This window comes from Bacillus sp. 17RED48 (assembly GCF_019837545.1).
Classification (GTDB): Bacteria; Bacillota; Bacilli; order Bacillales; family Bacillaceae_G; genus Bacillus_A; species Bacillus_A wiedmannii.
The window spans coordinates 293,746-313,120 of the sequence record NZ_JADAXG010000003.1 but is presented as its reverse complement, the minus strand read 5'-3'; the positions used below and the strand labels follow the sequence as shown (position 1 = coordinate 313,120).

The following is a 19,375-nucleotide window of genomic DNA, read 5'->3' as shown; positions in this document are numbered from 1 at the left end:
CCTCTTTTACTTCTCTTTCTTTTTAACCTCTATACTATCTATTAACTTAAAATGTCCTGTACTTAGTAAATAGTTTGCTTTCTCATTTGCAACCTTTTCCTTTACTCCGTAAAAAAAAGTATAGCCATATGCAGTATATGTACCGCCTAACTTTAATTCTATAATCTTCATATACAAATTACCTTACTTAATTCCCAAATTTATCAGGTATATTAGTAAGAATTGCTACTGCGTCCATTTCTTGAATAACTGCATCATCATCCAAATGAATAACATAGAATCGCTTATCTTCCATAACAGCAGATTTACCTTCTACAGTCTTACGAACTCGCGTGTCATACGTATTTACCGCAATAAAGTTTTTAGGATCTGCAAAAATAATTACATCATCTTGAATAGAAGGGACTGTGACAATCTCATACCCCAACGGCTTATTCACTTGATCCCCTGTACCTAATAACGCAGCATCGCCTAAGCCAGTTGAACGAGTTGTTAAATATTCAATCCACTTCTCTCTACGAGCAGGTGACATAATCCACTTTAAACCTTCATTTTTATATTTATTAGGCATCGCCTTAGATAAATTAAAGATTGAGTCTTTACTAAACCCAGCGCTAGCTTCAGCCTCTCCCGTTCCCGTCACTAATTTAAAATGATCGACAATATGAGATTTACTTGATTGTTTAATTTGTTTTAACCAGCCATCATTAATTTGAAGAAATGGGTCCTCTGAAGTTACATCCCCATTCCAATGAAGGTCTTCAAGGTCAATACCTAACTGAGTTGACATTAATGTCATAACAGTATCTTCATATCCTTCACCTTCGATATTTTCTCGAAGTAGCTCCTCCGTTATCTCCCATGGTAAACGAATAGAAACTGTATCATATTCAACTTTCGACGTTTCTACACCTGCTCGGTAGCCATCATCACTATTTTCCATTTTCCTACGTAAAATTCGACCACCGATTGCAATTTTATCTAATTCACCTTTTTTCGCTTTGCGAATCTCTTTACGATGCAATTGAGAAAATGGAGTTGCATCAAATACCATTCGGAAAAATTCTTTACTTTGTTCCGGATATAATAGCCCCGCTTTCATTCCTCCTGTTGTCATTGTACTCTTTTCAATTCGTTCAATACGTGCTAATAATTCTTTATTATTCATAGATTCATTTCTCCTTATCTTTATAGATCTAATCCTACCCATTTATTTACTGGTTTTCTCATCTCGTTTGTTGGTTTGGCATCAGCACCAAGACTTTTACGAACTTGTGCTGATCGCTCAATTACTTCAAGTCTCTTTGAAATGGGGTCTATTACCTTCTGAATAAATTCACTTGTCTTTTTAGATTCTCTGTCATTTTCTAATTCATTAGTATCATGAGTTGATTCAAGTTCTTTATTTAACTGTTCTTCCAACTCCTGTAACCTCTCGAGAAAAGGACCCATTTCTCTCTTTACAATGTCTGCAATTTCATCTGAATTTTGATCTGCGTTTTTTTGTAACTTATTTTCTTTAATTTGGTTCATCAAAGAAATCATTTCATCAAATTTTTCATCATTTTTCTTATATAAGATTTTGCCTACTTCATTTACGGAATTAATGGTAATATCTTCCGGTGAGAAATCTGTATCACCACCCTTCATTGTATTTAAAATGTCCTTCATTTCATCTAAGGTGGAAACCATCCGCTTAATATCTACATTTCCCTCCCAAATCCCAACATAAAATACATCTTCAAATAAATTAAATACCTTTTGCATCTTAGAGTTTTGTTTATTATTTAATGACTGATTATCCATCTCCTGAGTTTGTTCCTCGTCATACTGTGACTTAAAAAAACTAAACATCTTACGAATTACACCTTTCTCATCTTGTGTAAACTCATCCATTTGTGGCATCTCCATTCTTTCTCCAACCCCTCCCATCGAAAAGCCTGTGATTTTCCCTTTTTTGATTTCTTTCCATGTTTCACTATCGTCTACTCGAACAGTCATAAGCCATGTTCCTTTTTTAATATTTTGTTTTCCAACAACCGTATTATTTTTAGAAATCCAGCTTTCTACTACTGTTCCTTTTCCTGCCAACTCGTCATGGTTTTTATCTATGTATCTATATTTCTCTAAAAAATTATAAGCCGCTCTTTCAATTTCCTCAGCCGTCATGATATCACCATGTGCATCTTCTATATTGGGTTCATAAACAACCCCTGTTACAAGTTGTTTTTCATCTTCCCTCTTTAAAATAGGAACATTTTTCAAAACATTAGAGCCATTCATGTTCATACCCTTCATAATTGCAAAAGGCCTACCATTAGCCCCCTTTGTTACTAATGAAACATAACTAATTTCTACATTTTTCAATTCATTTGGCATAATATATTCCTACTTTCTAGCAAGACTACTAAATCGAATTTGAATCTTCATTTAAAAACTTATCTCCTTCTAGAACTGGTTCGTATCCAATGACCTTTCGGCATTCATTTCTTGTTAATATACTCTTTTCGTATCCATCTATTGCATATTGCATATCACTCGCTCGATCATCTGTATCAATTTCATTTAATTGAAACTGCCAGTCCAATTCTCCTAATGTTCCTGTAAACTCTTTAAATAATTGTGTATTTAATCGATGTTCTAAAATTTGTTGACCCGGTTCAATAATTGATCTTTTATACATTTCATTCATTTCTTTTGCTGTCGTCTGCCCAAGTGATCCTGTCATAGCCCAACCAATTCTATATGGTGGCACCCGATGAGCTACACAAATTTCCATAGCATTATCTTGACGATATAAACGAAAGCTCGCTTCTTTAACATCAGGCCCTAATTTCTCTAAACGAGCTTTTGCTCCTTCAGGGACAGGAACAACTGCTAACTTATGATGTTCTCCTTTTGTTTCAACAGAGAAAAATGTTTTTAATTCTCTTTCAACTGAATCATCTATTTCATCAACACCCTCAACAAACAAAACAGCATCTGGAATTGTTTTACCAGTGAAATAATTAATATTGTAATCTCTTACAGCTTGTGATCCTACAATGGAACCAATAGAACTCACATAATCGGGAATACCATAATATGATGATCTAGAACCAAATTTACGAATTACAATAACTTCACCAGCTTTTTCTTCAGTGTCTAATAACGAGTTTTCATCTAAGCTATCACTAATTGTTTCTCCATCTACTAACCTAAAATCATATGGATAACTAAATCGTTTAAACCATCTCTCCTCATTATTTACAATTTGCGCAAATCGAATCTTATCTTTATGCGCACGTACCGTATGTGCTGGAATATGGTGAAGCTGCGCTGGTTCTCCTTTCAAGTTACGAACAACCTCTATAATTCCCCAACCTACAGTTTCATAATCCTCCCAAACTGCCCTAAGTATTTCACTACTTGTCATTTCATTGTTGCAATATCTCATAAAACGTTTTAATTCTTTATATTGTTCTTGATTTGCCTCTGTCACTTCATCTAGCGGTGCAAAATCAAATCCCATACCAGCAATATCATTTACTTTTGCACTAATACATGCCGAGTGAATAGGGTTACTTTCTCTCAAATTTAATAATACTTGCATATCATATGGAGGCTTTACTAGTTCTTTATCACCGTACACTTGTGCAAATGGATCAATTGCCATTTGTTTACTTTGAAGTTCCTCCTTACGTAAAGTCATCTCACGACTCTGTAATTTAAGTACTTTCACATTCTTAATTGCTTTTTTCTCAACCATAAAACCTATGCCTCCTTTCATATACAAATCATTTATTCAATGTTTTTCATAAAAACTTTACCAATATAAAAAAGCTGAACATGTAATGTTCAGCTAAACTCTTTTTATTTTTCCACCCATTACTTTTTTTTGCTTAGTAAAAAAGTATTCTAAGGCTTGTGACGTTGTATCTACTTGATCATTATGTTTACCAGATGGGAAAGAAGCTAATTCATCTACATAATCATATACCCAAGATTGTATTTTAGGATTAGGTATATATACATTTCCAGATTGAAATTCAGGGGATATTGCCTCAGCACGTGTTTCTTTTGAACCCTGTGGATTTATAGGAATGATTCCACTTATTTCATTCTTTAATGAACTAATAATGGCAGGGCCATTTGCTTTTTTTTCAACTAATTTCGGAATGGACTTTTTAAACCCAGAATTCCGAAGAATCGACTCATATTTATGATGAAAAACAACAAATGCTTTCTTTGTTTCTAGGAAATTCATTTGCGCCCTCACTTGATCAATTAAATATTTGTCTCCACCTACTTTTCCCCAAATCTGTCCAACCACAAATGAACTTTTATTTGTAGTGTTATCAAAAGCCATATCCCAGGAAGTAATAATTTGATCAAATTGTTCCCAATTTGGTAATACATCATAATATTGAAACCAGTTCCTTTTAAAAATATTCCCTATATCACTTGATGGTTTTTGTTGCCATAAAGATAACCATGAGCGTGCAGAGGAAAACTTCTTTTTATCTTCATAATAATTTTGGCCATAGTGTTCAACCCATAAGCCTCTTCCTATTACTCTGTTTAATGGATCATCCTTTGACTCTGCTATAGCGGGAATTGATAACACAGTCCATTTCTCCTGTTCTTTCTCTAACAATCTACCAGCTAAATCGTCCTCATGCCATCGCGTCAAAATTAGAATTACCTTTGCACCTTTTTGTAAACGTGTAGATAAAGTATCCTCCCATTCATCCCATAGTCTATTTCGGTATGTAATTGATTCGGCCTCTTGGCGATTTTTAATAGGGTCATCAATAATTAATAAATCTGCTCCTTCCCCTGTAATCGAACCACCAACTCCTACAGACAACATTCCACCAGAGTGGTTATGTAATGCCCAATCTGTTACGGAACCTTGTCGCTCATCAATTCTAATGTTAAATATCTCTTTACCAAACTCTTCAATCTTAGCACGATTTCTTCTACCAAACTTTTCAGCTAAACTTGATGCATAAGATACCTCTATAACTCTCTTATTTGGATAATTTCCCAAATACCAACTTGGCAATGTTTCTGTTATAGACTGTGATTTTGAATGCCTAGGTGGCATAAACACCATTAATCTATTAGTCGATAATTTCTCTTCAATTAAATCCTGGCAAATCTTTGTTATTAATTTTGTGTGTTTTGCATGTTTATAGAATCCCTTATGTGTATACTGAACATAGAAAGGGGTAGTTCACTTTTGCCAATTCTTTAAATGTATTTTCATCTATTAACTTATGCACATTCATCCGTGTCATGATTGTAATTCTCCTCCTTGAACTTTTTCGAATAATTTCATAGCTAAATCAAGCATTTCCTCATCACACCCAATTTTCATGGCCATTTTATTATGCTCTACTTTCATTTCTCCTGAATGATTTACGTTTGCTTGCAATTGATCTTTCCTTCCCCATTTAGTTGGGAATTTTCTTTCTAATCTCCATGCTGCCGCTTTCCAATTAGATTTTGCATGCTCCCCGATTGTCTCAACGTCTCTCGCCTCACTAAATGCTAATGCCTGATCAATTTCCATGACTAACTTCACATAAATCTTATCTTTTCTCGGTACTACTTCACCTGTCTTTTCACTCGTTTCAATTGCTCTACGCCCTTGTTTTAACCAAACATAAACTATACTTCTACTAATTCCAACTAACGCACATGCGGTTTCAATATAATTCCCTACTTTAATATATTGGGTCAACCTATTTATCAGCTCATCATTCAATTTCATTGGTCGTGCCACTAGCAGTCCCTCCCGTTTTAGCTCATCATTTGTACTTCTTTTTCTAAACACTCAATACATATTGTTGTTATATTGTCGTCAACTACCTCACGAATAAACATTTGTTCACAATACTGAATTGTGATTGGAAATTTCAAAACCCACAAACATTTTTCAAGGCAAATTGAACATATTGGCATTGTATCTATATCTTGTTCTAACATCTAATCGCATCCTTCTGTAGTTTTTCATGTACTACTACCTATTTTGTAGTAAATAAAAAGATGCCGTCATTTTTAAAATCTCTCATTTAATTTATAGATATCCTTTGGGTCACTCATTCTTTTTGCTAGTATCCATTCTTCATTTTTTATATTTCATTTAAACTTATTTTATTACTCTCTATTTATAGGTGGCACTATGGTGACAAGAATGTGTTTGTAAATAAGAAAAAGCCTTAACTACTTTCGCAGAAAAGACTTTTTCTTACTTGTTTAGCAATTTTTATTTCAGATCTATATAGAATCGTTTTAATTGTGCTTCTTGAAACATTCAAATATTTAGCAATTTTCTCTTGTGTAATGCCTCTTCCTCTTGACATGATATATATTTCTCTTTCATATTTTGTCAAAGTAGAGAGCGCATCTTCTAGTTTTATTCTTTCCCATTCTGAAATGACACTTTCTTTGTTTTCATCATCCCATTCATATGTTGTATCAGTACTACGAAAATATCTTTGCATTAACAAGGAATCATATGATTTTTCTCGTTGGTAAGCAGCTCTACGTTCTATTCCCCGGCGATTACCCGGCATCTTTGCATTCTTCATCCACTCCAAAGCATATGTGACATCACTAATCATACTCGTTAATATTTTAATTTCTTCTTCTTTTGCACTTATTTTGGCACGCTCTAACTTACATAACGTTTCCTTATATTGGATAATTAAATCTCGCATATACTATTCCCACCCTTATAACAAAGCAAAATTGTTAAAAATAGAGACCATCTAAATCTACATTTAATTTCCATTTATTTTTTCTCACCAAAAACTAAAATTATTTTTAAAAAATCTTCCTTAATACTATTTATCATTGCTACTTTGTACTTATATGATATATGTATATAACGATTCGTTTTTATCTCTTTTTCATCATTTTTTTACATAAAAATAACCACCTGTTTGTTTACACAGGTGGTTATAATCCATATTAAAAACTTATTCATTATTAGTAATCTTTACACTCCTCAACCTCAATCCCTAATGCATATGCATAGTTGTAAAAAGCAGTATTTCTTTTTCTATAATAATCTCCCTCGGATAAATTCAACTCTTTCATAACCTCATATCTATTAACTCGATTCTTTAACAAATATTTTTGAATAATTATTCTATCACTTTCAATATCTAGCTTTTCTAACCCTTTGTTCATCGCAATAATATAATTAATCCGCTCTTCTTTCGCATTTTCTTTTAATATATTTTCTTTTGAGAGTATCGTTTCGTTAAGATAATTACACTTCATAAATAATCTGTATTTCTTTATAGCTTTCAGTACATTTTCTTTTGTAGCTTCTTTATTTAATACTGGTAATTCTATATTTAACATGTTAAGCCCCTTTCTTATCATTTATCCTTAACCATAATTTAAATTTCATATATTAATTTGCTACTAAGGCTTACATTCTTTATGTATTATTTCATATATTGTATTGCTAACATTTATTTTCTTATCCTTATGATTTTTGATTAATTTTATTAACTCATCACTATTTAATTCGTACAATTGTTTATCCTTATATTTGTAAATTCCATTTTCAATAAGTTGATTAATTAAAAATAACTTCATCTTGCTACACCACCATATCTTCAACGAAAAATTGAATCTCAATATCTTTTGAATTATAATAACAAATTGCGCCCCCATTAATTGGAACACATCCTACTACAATTTGAGATTCACTTCCACTTTTTACAATAGCCACTTTATACAATTTATTATCTCTTTCAACTACATCACCGAGTCTAAACTCATCTATTTTACGCCCTTTGATAGCGAATAATTTTGCCCGTTCAAATAATAATTTTTCACTTTTTTCAGCTTTCCTAATTTTTAATTTCGTACGCTTTTCAAAATGACCATAATTATTAGAGAACTCCTCTCCATTAATCCAGAACCAACTACCATGCTTTATTTCTTTTTCATTTTCTTTACAATATTCAGCGATAAATTTTTCACTATTTTCATTTTCAATATACAATAGTTCTCCTTTTCGAATAGTTTCTCTACAATCTATAAATTCGTTCTCAAAAAAGAAATTAATTTGTTGATAGCTTTCTTTTTTACCTAAATAATCAGCAATTACTCTTTCACCTTCTATTTTCCAACACATCGGTGTCTCTTGTACTGTTGTAATCCAATTTGTTTTCATTCGTTTAATTGCTTCAAATCCTTTATATGTTCTCATTTTCAAGATGCCTCCATTTAATTATTTAAAACATATTAAATAAACTTAAAAATTACTTTCAATGTACATACGTGTAATTTCTGATCAAATGCTCTTTCCATTCCTCATATTCTTTCTTAACTTCCGAATCACTTCACTTACTCGCTAATTAAAAGAACCAATTCATACAGTACAAATTTCTTGAACAATATGTTTTTATCTGAATATACATTTCCTACACCATATATATTCTTTTCTTAAAAAGGTAATTTTCTCTTACGCTTATCTCTTGTTTTTTTAAATTCCATGTGTCGATATGTATTAAACATACGAGATGTAACTCTTTCATCGTACGCTTTTATAATTGCCTCACCTGTTAAATTCGTTGTGATAATTGTTTTTTTCCCTTGGCGTCCATCAAATAGTTTAAATAACACACGATTTACAAATGCTGTTGCTTTTAAATCATTAATATCCATATCCCCTAGCTCTGCTCCTAGATCATCAATGACTAATAAATCCATAGAAATTAGCATATTTGTTATGCTATGCTCTGTTTCACATGATTGCGTATTAAATGTCGCACGTATGTAATCAAAGAGTTCTGAACTTGTAACATACATAACTTTATTCGAACTTTGTTCATTCATTTCATGCGCTATAGAGTATGCAATATGACTTTTTCCAGCTCCAACTTTACCCACGAGAATCAAATTAAATCGAATATCATTTAAATAGTCTGTAAGAGCCTTTTTAGCTAAAATTAAATTGTTTTCATCCTCTTCACACTCTGATATAAATGTCGAAAATCTAGCTAATTTAATAGTTTCATCTTTAATAAGACTATGATCGTAAAATATATTTTTACGTTTTCTTTCCTCTTTTTCATAACGAAAAACATTCATTTCTTTTTCTAACCTTCTATTTTCTTCTTCTAAACGACATACTGGACAAATCGTTTCACCCTGAATCTCCATCAATCTTACCATTCGCTTTCTCTCCTGCTTACATATCAGACATGTATCAGAAAGGAAGTTCATTCTCTTCGAAAGACTTTGTACTATATCTGTTACCTTTGTTAAAGCCATTTGATTTCACCATCTTTCTCTGTTGCAAATATCCCTCAAATTTAGTTCCAAATAAGGTTTCTGGTCTTAAATATTTTGCTTGTTCTGTATAAAGCCATTCTTTCGCCTTCGTCTCAATAACTTCTTTAAATTCATTTATATTAAATCCCTCTTGTAGTCTAGATTTAATTAACATTTGCGTCTTTTTAGTTGAAATACGATAACTTGTATTACATACACTGTTGAGATAATTAATTATCTCTACTATATCTTTTTGAGTGGTATTCTCTGTGTTAATCTTTTGTGTAGTCTCTGGTATTGGTTGAGACATATTATCATTTTCCATCATGACAATATGTTCTTTTCGTTGAGACAATTTGTCACAATCATTATCTATTTCTAATTCAACTAGTCTGTTATAATTTATTGAATACCATTTTGTTTTATCAAACTTTAATTTGTTATAGTTACCACTTATCAATAAGTTAAACTCTTCAAGATTTTTAACAATACGTTTCAACGTTCTTTCATTCCAAAACGGGAATTGTTTATGCCAATTTGTAATGCTATTATAGACCCAATAACGATCATCATAATAATGTTTCGAGCGCTTGAGCCAATAATGTATTTGTTGAAGAAAAATTGCCTCGTTCAACCCAATCTTACTTGCTAATCGAGGTAATACTAATAGTGGCTCATCCTGTATTAGCAAACTACTCATTTTATCTTCCTCCATAACTTTTTCTTAAAATCAATATATTAAACTTCTTATATATTAAAGGTTTGATTCTCCAAAACTTTTAAATTTCCCAACCTATTAATATTTGTATAGCCTGATTAGCTTGCTTCCTTGTAAGATCACTCAGTGATTGAATTTTAAGTTTTTCTTTTAATTTATTTTTGATTTTTTCTTTTGATATTACTCCATCATCTTTCAATGCTATTATATGCATTTTGGCATAAATCATTTTTAACTGTTTATTCGAAAGTTTTTCCGATTCAAAACAACTAGTATTACTAAATTCTTCATTTTCATTAGTACTCTTGCTGACATATCCTGGTTTTTTTGTCACTTTAAAAACCATGTTTAATCCTCCTCCCTACAATAGACTTTCCTATAAGATTTGTTTTTTAAGACGATAGTCTTTCTTTTCTTACACCTCATTCTCTGTTAGCCAATTTAATAAAAATGCCTTCGTTTCTTTAGCCGTAAAATACCATTTTCCGCCCACTTTAAATTTTTGAAAACGCTGATCAAAAAAAGAATTCTTTTTGAATAGTCTTTCACGACATGCACGTTCTTTTTTTTAATTCACTTGTATCCCAAAATACAAATTCTGCATCTACTTCTTTAAGCTATTCTTCTAATTTTTCTAAATATAATCTTCTGATCGCTCTTTCATCTACTTGAATATTTAGCATTCTATATTTCACATCAATTTTTATATACCAAATACACTTTAGCGTTTCATTTTTTGAATCTCTTTCCTTCTTTTCTAATTTAAAACCTATATATAAAGTAACTTTAATAGTAGGATTGTTAGATATTTTGTTTAAAATAACCCCAAAAACATCCTATAATCCAGATATAAATACGTGCATTTTTGTCACAAATTATTTAAAAAAAGATCTGGGAACAACTCTTCTATAGATTTCTCTAAATAGCACGATAACATATGTGCCTCTTTCAGAGTGAATTCACTTTTATTATGTTCTTTTGCCCAATATGTACGTGGAGAAACATTAAGAAAATCAGCAACTTCTTCAATAGTTTTTCTCTTTAATTTTCTTTCTAAAAATATCATCTTGTGCATTTTTGTCACCTCTTTTCAAATTCAAATATAGTACTACGTGACAAAACAGTCAAGTATTTTTTTACCAAATAACGAAGAAAGTTGCATTTTTGTCACACCAATTATATAATCAATCAAGACGGAGGTGACAAAAAGTCATGAAATCATTCGGTTTAAAATTATCTCAATTAATGAAGAAAAATAATATGACAGACGAACAATTAGCTGAATTATTATCTGTTAGTAGAACTACTGTTTTACGGTGGAGAAATGGTGAAAGAAGCCCTAAAATGTCAAAAATATCACAAATCGCTAAGATGTTAAATGTCCCTGCAACCTACTTTATTGATGAAAATGAATCCTATTGTCCTGAAGATCACGCAATTACCAAACGGAATATTCCCATCTATGGTACAATCGCAGCTGGTAAACCAATTGAAGCTATAGAAAATGTAATTGGTGATATACAGGTACCTGATATCATTTTAGATAAATATGGATTTGAAAAACTATTAGCACTTCGTATAAACGGAGACAGTATGAATAGAATTGTACATGATGGACATATAGCTGTACTTGAGAGGACAACAAATATAAATAATGGCGACATAGCCGCTGTACTCATCAACGGATATGACGCCACTTTAAAAAGAATTTACAAAACCAATAATAGAATTATACTTGAACCAGATTCTTTTAATCCTAGTATACATCCATTAATGTTTGATTGTACAGATATAGAAAATTGTCCAGAAATAAAAGTAGTTGGAAAATACATTTGGAGTTGTGCACCAATTCAATAATATTTCATCAATGAATTAAGTTATTTTTTTAATAAATTTTTAAAGTAAGGGGGCTTTCTCCCCTTCTTTTTATAGCAGGAATTTATCTTGGCTAGTTTCAGGAATTTTTGATTTTTTTGGGGTGTTTTGTGGGTGAATTATTCTTCTTTCAAATAAAAGTGTTTTACCCTCAACACGTTTTGCGTCAAGGGTTTGAACCTCTTATTATAGAGACATATACTGTCCGCTTTCGCCTCTTAAACGTTCAATCATACTTGGTACTTCTTCAAAATCTATACTTGAATACTTTTTCTTGCTCAATATAAAATACCTTTTTTACAAATTGCACCATGTTAATCTAATATTAACATGGTGCAATTTCAGGGGTAAGTTATCAGAAGACATATGAAGTAAGCACTCTACAAATTATAATAAATTAAATCTTATTAAAACAAAAAGAGATGTCTTAGTAGTATACCTAGGACATCCCCTTCATTTTATAATATCTAGATTCTATACATCTCTAACAATTAAATATTTATTCTACCTAAAACATCGTATTATCATTAGCTGCCTCATTTGGAATCTCTTGAATTACATCCCAGTGTTCGACAATCTTACCATCTTTTATACGAAATATATCCACTAATGCAACTCCCTTATCTTCGGAATTCGTACGAGAATGTACCTGAAGAGCAACTGTATCTCCTTCTACTACTACACGTTTGATCTCTGCAGAGGAATTAGGATTTTTAACAAAATCCTCCTTAAAGAAATCCATGAAGGCTTTTCGTCCATCAGCAACAAAAGGATTATGTTGCTTATAATCTTCACTTACATATTTAGGGATAATATCAATATTATGTTTGTTAAAAACTTCATTATAGAAATCAACTACCATCTTTTTATTCTTTTCATTTTCTTTCGCTTCTTTTGATACTGAAGCAACATTCTCGCTCTTTATTGAGTTACCTTTGTTATTACCAGTGGAAGCTTGAAATATCAAAGTCGACACAATTCCTAAAATAAACACAGAAATAATTATTATTATTAAATTTTTCTCTAATTTCATATATACCTACCTCTTCTAAATTATATAAATTATCTTCCATAACACGCTTGAGAAAGAAGAAACCTTCCCCGAAATGTGATATGAGGGGTAATGTTAGTAAAATCTGTTTATCCTAACACTACTCCTTATACAAGGTATGTTAAAAATAATTAACTCTACCTTTTTTGAACACGAAGAACTATATGAATATATAAATGAATATACTGAAAAATTAGCAACCCAATTTTACAAAGAAAATAATCATGTAAAAGCAAGCTATTACTTTTATGAAGCTAGCAAAGCCAGTGAAAAAAATTATAAAAAAGGAGCATTAAAATGAGAAAATTAGCGGTTAGCTTACTTGGTATCTTAATTGTTGTCACAGTAACTTTTGGATCGAGTTCTTCAACAGGTACTCAAAGTACGGTAAATATTATCAAATATTCACATGGACATACTGGATAATAAAAGGAAGGATTAAACCTTCCTTTTTCTGATTCTGGTGCAAATATTTAGGAAAGATATAAAGAGGTGAAAAGTTTCCTAGTGGAATCTAGTCTTAAGCAACAATTCCAAATAGTTTATGGATAAACTCCACTTGATTTTGGACAGACTTGTCCAGTAAGATAAGTTGCCCCTTTTTTACCATATGCATATCTTCTATTCCAGAAATAATGGCTGTAGCTGTACGAAAGGATTTCAATCCTAACATGGAACAAACTCGCTTTTTCCATACTGATCACGCACCTTTTTTAGAGTAATCGTATCAGTATGTCCAAGATTTAGAGATTACTTGCAATTATCTTGAAGTTTTCGCACCAGAACCAGAAAAAGGCACCTAAAAGGCGCCTTCTTCTTATGAGATAAAAATTATTTAGCTAGTTATGAAATAATTACTCTCTCAAATAGACGATATCATCAACTTATTGAAATTGGTTTCCATAAGGATAACGAGAATATCCAATTCGAATCTCCATTTCCTTGGTAACTTTGAACAGCTTCATAGATTTTCCCTTGATACTCTACTCTATCCCCTTTTGTATATGCTTTCCTTGGATCCCATTTTTCATAAGAGGTATTTTGCTCTTTTGTTTTTACACTAAGAACACTGCTTTGAATAGACTCATTTCCAGCTGCATCTATAGCCTTCACAGTATATTTGTATTCTATGTTAGCAGTCAGTTTACTATCAGTAAATGTAGTTCCCTGTACCGTTTGAATGAATTTCCCATCACGTAATACTTGATATTCTTTCACACCTACGTTATCTGTTGATGAATTCCATTTTAACTCTACGCTATTTGCAGTAATGTTGGTTGCTTGTAATCCTTCAGGCCGTGTAGGAGCTTCCGTATCTGGGTTAGGGTTAATAATTTGATCAACTTTCTTAAGACCATTAACTGTAACTTGATACACTATCTTCTTACCAAAACTCTCCTGTATATTTTTATCCACATTTATAAGAGTCGCCCGGTTTCCACCCTCTAAATGTGTAAACTCAATATAGTCTCCGACTTTCACCGAAATTTTTTGTGTTTCAGCATTTTGTTGCCTGTTTCCATAAATATCTTTATTATATACCACTTTTCCAGATGAATTTTGGACTTTCACACTCGCATATGTACTATCAAAGTAATGATGTGGTACACCTGCTTTTAATTGAATTTGCATTTCTTCTTTTGTCTTATTAAAATCTAATTTTGCAAACTCAAAATCTCCTATTCCTTTCATTGACCATACAAATTGGTTTCCCTCTAAAACATTATTTGATATATCTGGGCTATATCCCAAATTTGACAAGATTGACTTTAAATCTGGCAAAACACCAATTTTATCTGTTAACGGATTTTGAGATTTGGTACCTGTATTTGGATTACTTAGTATATTTCTTAATTCAGCTGGTTTATATGGACGACCTAAATGTTCTTTAGCCACACCTTGTATTGAAATCGCTGCTCCAGCAATAATTGGAGAAGCACTAGATGTACCACTAAAGCCAGTTGTATAGAGATTTTTAGTAATCCTATTAGGTTCAGCACGAGTTGTATCTACGTTTTCTCCCCAACCATAAACATCAATTCTACTACCATAATTTGAAAACCATAAACGTTTATGAGGAACAGTTGAAGATGCGGCTCCAATCATTATAGCTCCTGAATCTTTAAAGTCCGGACTATTGCGATTTAATACCTGTTTTCCATTCCGATCTCTAAATTGATCAAGGTCATTAGAACCATTTGCCCCAGCTTCTATTACAATAATTCCTTTATCCGTTCCAGCTCGTATTGCATCAAAGATATCTGGCTGTACTTCAACAGGTAAATATTTATCTCCATATCCATCATAAGAAGCTTGTGCCTCTAATAATAAAATATCCCCAGCTTGTAAATTATGTACAGCATTTATTATCGCATCAGCTGTATTATACGACCCATCACCTCTTATTTGGGATACTACCTTTACCTTAGCCTTTGGTGCAATTCCTATATTACCAACCTTATTATCTTCAGCAGAAACAATTCCAAGAACAGAGGTTCCATGGCCAACATGTTGATCTATATTTCTACCAGATATAAGCTCAACTTTTTGATTTACTAAATCTTCATGGTCTAATAACCACCCATACTCCATATCTACAAAAGTAGTTCCTTTTCCATCTCCACCTTTAATACTCCATGCATAAGATGCATTAATCCCATATGGTGCTTCCTTAAGATATCCCTGGTTTAAAAATCTTGGATCGTCGTAAGGGTTCAGCGATACAGTAGGTAATTGTACTTCTGGTAAAAGGGTTGGTTTTTCTTGCATATATACTTCTTCAACAAGATGAGATTTCTTAAACTTGTCCATCAATGTTTCAGCTGTTACTTTATTAGGCACTTCTACAATATAATAATCTAGTAAATTAGAAGATGAATTATTTTCAGTTTTCCTCGTATGTTTATCGATGTTTTCAATCTCTTTCGGATTTACAGATGTAAATAAACGCTTTAATGTTAGTTGCGGAAATTCAGAGAAGATTTTTACTAATTCCGAATCGCTACCTTCATCTTTTATTTGATTTTCGAGTCCATCCTTATACGGGAAATTCACTTCACTTTTAAACTTTAAAATAATTTTATCTCCTTCTTTAATATCTCCCTGGAATTGACTTATATTTTGTAAAGAATTTTTCGAATCTGCATACACTACATTGGGATCTTCATTCATTTTAATTAACTCTAATCCTGTAAAAGATGTAAGTGCAATCGTAGAAACGAATATTCCTTTTATTAATTTCATAATGAATACCTCTATCCTTATTTTTTTATATAATAATTTATAGATTTTTTTATGATTATACTTTGATTAAATAACTCAACAACACTTGTTTGTATACATGAAATATTTTAAAAGGTCATTTATTATACACTCAACTGTTTATCTTTTATATACAAATGAACTGTTAACACCTATGCCCTTCTCTTCAAACAACACAACAAATGTCCTCTTTATATAAAAATAAATGAAAATCATTTGAAAAACGTCAAAAATATTGAAAATCAACTTATAAACAACCGAATAATTTTATTACTTTTTTATAAATAATTCTTCATATTTCTTATATTTTCATAGTAGATAGCGACACATTTTTCTCACCCTATTAATCTTATTGGACCAAAAGTGATGAATGTGATGTTAAAACTTAGGCAAGTTACCTATAATAGTATTTGTGCAGTTTGTAAGATAGAAAAATGTAATTTGTATGCTGCAATTTGACATAATTCTAATAGTATGGGATGTATATTTCTCCATAAAGCAACTTATTTTTATCTCTTTTAAATAATTTATTATATTATTTTCATCTAATTAGGCACAGAAACGTTTTGCAAAATCTTACTACTTTTTAGGAAAAACGTTTTTAGGGTACATTTTAAAATAGCTCTTTTTCTTTGAAATGTTTCTGTGCTTAATATTTAAATTATCTTATGACAAAATTTTCCGCAACTAATATGTTAAATGATTCATAATTATATATAATATGGAATATTTAAGTTAAATATTTCGTATTATACTCTATTAAATATAGCTTATTTAATTTATTAGTAATTAATTTATTAGTCTAAGTATGAATTATAAAGTATGTTCGTTTAAAATTGTCACAATATAATTTTATATTCGACGTTTTTAATTACTCGTGAAACATTTGCAAATGTTTTAACCGTTATGTATAAGGTAAATATCCCCTCTAAATATAAGATTTACTTAATTTAGATTCTTTCTCTCATAGTCGTAATGTCGAAAAAAGTCGAATTTTTATATTTTTTCTTTATTTTCTAGTTGTAAACGTTTTATTTTCATGTTACCATCTTAATCAAACATTAGATGGTAATAAAACTTAAAGTATTTCTTTCCCTTAGAGACATATAAACGTTCGGTAATACCATGAAAATAAGGCCAAAGAAATATGAGTTACCTGATAAAAGATTTAATAGGATTTTTACCACATTAATTTTCTGTTAATTCAGAATGTAACATTTTGTCCCTAAACAAAATTTAAATTTTAGTGTGGTAAACTCAAAAAGCTAAATCACCCACCCAAATTAACAAATGATATATCCTGTTATATCTAGCGATCAGTCATGAGAAATAGATTTCTTCCTAAGAAAACTTAGCCCATTAATAAAAAGTGTCTAAATTTCTATCTTTATTACCATCTATTGTTGATAACGTATTTACCAACTATAAAAAAGAACCTATTGAAGGTTCTTTTTTATTATAATCATTAGCACTTCAATTATTGATAATCATTGGTGTTGAACCTTTATTCTCTCACCTTATATAGTTTTCTTTTATTAACACTTGAAGACTTATTGAGGTACGGTTCTGATTTTAATTTTTTTTTTATTTTTAAGCGACTAATTTCCGAATGATGGGCCATCCACAGTTTTATATCTAATAAAGAAAGAATTATGTCTGTTTCAAGTGACATTTTGCTTACCTCCTTCTCTCTTATGGGTTATGTAGATAATATATCACTTGAATCTGAAGCCTTTAGAACACATAATGGATACCCTAAAAAATAGACTTTATTTTATCTTTATCTTATCTTTACCTTATCTTTAAATTTTTCTATTAAACTTAGCATTTAGAAAAAAATTTTCGAGTCTAAAAAAGCTGGGAAATAGAGAATTATTGAATTTTTTTAATAACCAGCCACCATTGAAAATAGGGTTTCTTGTAAAAGGAGGAGTAATATTTGAAGAATAAGAGAAAAGTACAAACTATTATATTATTCTTTATTAGTATTTTAGGGTTAGGAACAATAATCGGGATACTATATTTTAATGACAAAACCAATACTCAAAAAAATAAAGCGTTTGCTACCGAGGAACGTTTATTGCAATATGAGCCCATCATGAAAAAAGAATTAGAAAAATATAATTTGGGAGAAAAAACAGCAATTTTACTAGGAATTATGTACCACGAGAGTAGGGGTGAGGGCAACGACCCTATGCAATCTTCCGAATCACTTGGATTAAAGCCAAATGAAATCCAAGAGATAAACTTGAGCATTAAACAAGGGGTAAAGCACTTTGTTCAAATGTATAGATATGGAGAAGAAAAAGGTGTTAGTATGGAGACAATTATTCAAAGCTATAATATGGGGCCAGGCTATATTGATTTTATTGCCAATCAAGAAGCTAAACAACACTCGGAAGATACAGCTAAACAGTTTTCTAAGTTGAAAGTTGATCAGAATCCAGCTACATACACTTGTGGTGGAAATAAACAAAATTTTAGATATCCATATTGTTACGGTGATTTCACATATACAACAAAAGTGAATGAAAAAGCAAAACTTATTGAAAAACGCCTCCAAAAAAATTAAAATTGTATATATTTGTTTGAAGGAGTTTTCCATTTACTTTTATATGGTTTTTCATCAACTTTTATCCCCTTTTACCATCTAAATGTATATATACAACTATCGTATCATATTTCAATTTAAATACGGCTCTAGTTACATATTTCGCAAAAAATCTATCCAAAATATAAATAAAATCACCATTTTACATGAAATAGTATCCACTTAGCGAATTCATTAGGCATAAAAATAAATGTAGATTCAATAAAAAGAGAGCACCCTCGCTATTGGTGCTCTCAATGTGAATTGGGATTGATCCTGAGCATTGAATAGGACACGAAGAACTCGTCCTGTTACATAATATTATGCTTGTCCATATTATAAATGTGCAATAAAAAAAGCACCCTCGCCCAGGCGCCAAGAGATACATATACGTTGAGGTAACTAACACGTTAGAAAAGGCCCTTCCATATCATTGTATGATTATCAATTATCTTTATACCTAGCAGACTCATTAAATACGTTTAATGTATCATTTCTATTAGTTTAACCATGCCTAATGCCATCCAATTCATGGTTAGTATTTTAAATAGACCAACGATGTATTATAATCCTTTATATACCCAAGGAGGTTTAC

At 31.1% G+C, this 19,375-nt stretch carries 20 protein-coding genes and 2 pseudogenes; 3 read left to right on the top strand and 19 right to left on the bottom strand.

What is annotated here, in order from left to right; translation table 11 throughout:
- Nucleotides 1–6: 6 nt before the first annotated feature.
- The 15 genes from ILT06_RS14475 to ILT06_RS14405 all read right to left on the bottom strand — a co-directional run bounded on the left by ILT06_RS14475 (nucleotide 7) and on the right by ILT06_RS14405 (nucleotide 11,078).
- On the bottom strand, nucleotides 7–171 hold the full coding sequence (locus tag ILT06_RS14475) for a YqbF domain-containing protein (protein WP_154131922.1): 165 nt from the start codon (nucleotides 169–171) through the stop codon (nucleotides 7–9).
- A 16-nt stretch (nucleotides 172–187) separates the two neighbouring features.
- Nucleotides 188–1,168, bottom strand: coding sequence for a phage major capsid family protein (locus ILT06_RS14470; protein WP_154131923.1), 981 nt, complete (start codon nucleotides 1,166–1,168; stop codon nucleotides 188–190).
- A 20-nt stretch (nucleotides 1,169–1,188) separates the two neighbouring features.
- Nucleotides 1,189–2,379, bottom strand: a complete 1,191-nt coding sequence (locus ILT06_RS14465; protein WP_154131924.1) for an XkdF-like putative serine protease domain-containing protein — start codon at nucleotides 2,377–2,379, stop codon at nucleotides 1,189–1,191.
- A 28-nt stretch (nucleotides 2,380–2,407) separates the two neighbouring features.
- Nucleotides 2,408–3,748, bottom strand: coding sequence for a phage portal protein (locus ILT06_RS14460; RefSeq protein ID WP_000229506.1), 1,341 nt, complete (start codon nucleotides 3,746–3,748; stop codon nucleotides 2,408–2,410).
- A gap of 93 nt (nucleotides 3,749–3,841) precedes the next feature.
- Nucleotides 3,842–5,089, bottom strand: a complete 1,248-nt coding sequence (terL, locus tag ILT06_RS14455; RefSeq protein ID WP_240368943.1) for a phage terminase large subunit — start codon at nucleotides 5,087–5,089, stop codon at nucleotides 3,842–3,844.
- Nucleotides 5,090–5,278: 189 nt separating this feature from the next.
- Nucleotides 5,279–5,770 carry a hypothetical protein gene (locus tag ILT06_RS14450; protein ID WP_000113634.1) on the bottom strand — a complete coding sequence of 164 codons (492 nt, stop codon included), beginning with the start codon at nucleotides 5,768–5,770 and terminating at the stop codon, nucleotides 5,279–5,281.
- Nucleotides 5,771–5,787: 17 nt separating this feature from the next.
- Complete coding sequence (locus ILT06_RS14445) at nucleotides 5,788–5,973, bottom strand: hypothetical protein (RefSeq protein ID WP_000892958.1); 186 nt, start codon at nucleotides 5,971–5,973, stop codon at nucleotides 5,788–5,790.
- A 233-nt stretch (nucleotides 5,974–6,206) separates the two neighbouring features.
- The gene (locus tag ILT06_RS14440; RefSeq protein ID WP_098139208.1) at nucleotides 6,207–6,707 is read right to left on the bottom strand and encodes a sigma-70 family RNA polymerase sigma factor; all 501 of its coding nucleotides are present in this window, start codon (nucleotides 6,705–6,707) and stop codon (nucleotides 6,207–6,209) included.
- Between the two features lie 271 nt (nucleotides 6,708–6,978).
- On the bottom strand, nucleotides 6,979–7,359 hold the full coding sequence (locus ILT06_RS14435) for an ArpU family phage packaging/lysis transcriptional regulator (protein ID WP_000931948.1): 381 nt from the start codon (nucleotides 7,357–7,359) through the stop codon (nucleotides 6,979–6,981).
- A 63-nt stretch (nucleotides 7,360–7,422) separates the two neighbouring features.
- Nucleotides 7,423–7,599, bottom strand: a complete 177-nt coding sequence (locus tag ILT06_RS14430) for a Fur-regulated basic protein FbpA (RefSeq protein WP_000765290.1) — start codon at nucleotides 7,597–7,599, stop codon at nucleotides 7,423–7,425.
- A gap of 4 nt (nucleotides 7,600–7,603) precedes the next feature.
- Nucleotides 7,604–8,218, bottom strand: coding sequence for a hypothetical protein (locus tag ILT06_RS14425; protein WP_001261481.1), 615 nt, complete (start codon nucleotides 8,216–8,218; stop codon nucleotides 7,604–7,606).
- Between the two features lie 236 nt (nucleotides 8,219–8,454).
- Nucleotides 8,455–9,285, bottom strand: coding sequence for an ATP-binding protein (locus ILT06_RS14420; RefSeq protein ID WP_483861601.1), 831 nt, complete (start codon nucleotides 9,283–9,285; stop codon nucleotides 8,455–8,457).
- Nucleotides 9,221–9,985 carry a conserved phage C-terminal domain-containing protein gene (locus ILT06_RS14415; RefSeq protein WP_000096621.1) on the bottom strand — a complete coding sequence of 255 codons (765 nt, stop codon included), beginning with the start codon at nucleotides 9,983–9,985 and terminating at the stop codon, nucleotides 9,221–9,223. Before ILT06_RS14415 ends, ILT06_RS14420 begins: the two co-directional genes overlap by 65 nt.
- A 79-nt stretch (nucleotides 9,986–10,064) precedes the next feature.
- Nucleotides 10,065–10,349, bottom strand: coding sequence for a hypothetical protein (locus ILT06_RS14410; protein WP_097879319.1), 285 nt, complete (start codon nucleotides 10,347–10,349; stop codon nucleotides 10,065–10,067).
- 522 nt (nucleotides 10,350–10,871) lie between these two features.
- Nucleotides 10,872–11,078 carry a helix-turn-helix transcriptional regulator gene (locus ILT06_RS14405; protein ID WP_000549412.1) on the bottom strand — a complete coding sequence of 69 codons (207 nt, stop codon included), beginning with the start codon at nucleotides 11,076–11,078 and terminating at the stop codon, nucleotides 10,872–10,874.
- A 137-nt stretch (nucleotides 11,079–11,215) separates the two neighbouring features.
- Between ILT06_RS14405 and ILT06_RS14400 the strand changes: the two genes are divergently transcribed.
- Entirely contained in the window at nucleotides 11,216–11,860 is a 645-nt protein-coding gene (locus ILT06_RS14400; protein ID WP_000834514.1) for a LexA family protein, read from the top strand.
- Nucleotides 11,861–12,386: 526 nt separating this feature from the next.
- On the opposite strand, the gene ILT06_RS14395 is transcribed toward ILT06_RS14400, so the two are convergent.
- The gene (locus ILT06_RS14395) at nucleotides 12,387–12,911 is read right to left on the bottom strand and encodes a nuclear transport factor 2 family protein (protein WP_222655227.1); all 525 of its coding nucleotides are present in this window, start codon (nucleotides 12,909–12,911) and stop codon (nucleotides 12,387–12,389) included.
- Between the two features lie 157 nt (nucleotides 12,912–13,068).
- On the opposite strand from ILT06_RS14395, the pseudogene ILT06_RS14390 reads away from it, so the two are divergent.
- A pseudogene (locus ILT06_RS14390) lies at nucleotides 13,069–13,230 on the top strand (tetratricopeptide repeat protein); the annotation flags it as partial.
- 219 nt (nucleotides 13,231–13,449) lie between these two features.
- Here ILT06_RS14390 and ILT06_RS14385 read toward each other — a convergent pair.
- The 3 genes and pseudogenes from ILT06_RS14385 to ILT06_RS14375 all read right to left on the bottom strand — a co-directional run.
- Nucleotides 13,450–13,620: pseudogene (locus ILT06_RS14385) on the bottom strand (IS6 family transposase); the annotation flags it as partial.
- Between the two features lie 188 nt (nucleotides 13,621–13,808).
- Nucleotides 13,809–16,172 carry a putative mucin/carbohydrate-binding domain-containing protein gene (locus ILT06_RS14380; protein WP_222655226.1) on the bottom strand — a complete coding sequence of 788 codons (2,364 nt, stop codon included), beginning with the start codon at nucleotides 16,170–16,172 and terminating at the stop codon, nucleotides 13,809–13,811.
- Between the two features lie 1,522 nt (nucleotides 16,173–17,694).
- Nucleotides 17,695–17,862: a hypothetical protein gene (locus ILT06_RS14375; RefSeq protein WP_002137499.1), complete on the bottom strand. Its 168-nt coding sequence runs from the start codon at nucleotides 17,860–17,862 to the stop codon at nucleotides 17,695–17,697.
- Between the two features lie 267 nt (nucleotides 17,863–18,129).
- Between ILT06_RS14375 and ILT06_RS14370 the strand changes: the two genes are divergently transcribed.
- On the top strand, nucleotides 18,130–18,762 hold the full coding sequence (locus tag ILT06_RS14370; protein ID WP_048565956.1) for a lysozyme family protein: 633 nt from the start codon (nucleotides 18,130–18,132) through the stop codon (nucleotides 18,760–18,762).
- The last annotated feature ends 613 nt before the right edge of the window (nucleotides 18,763–19,375 follow it).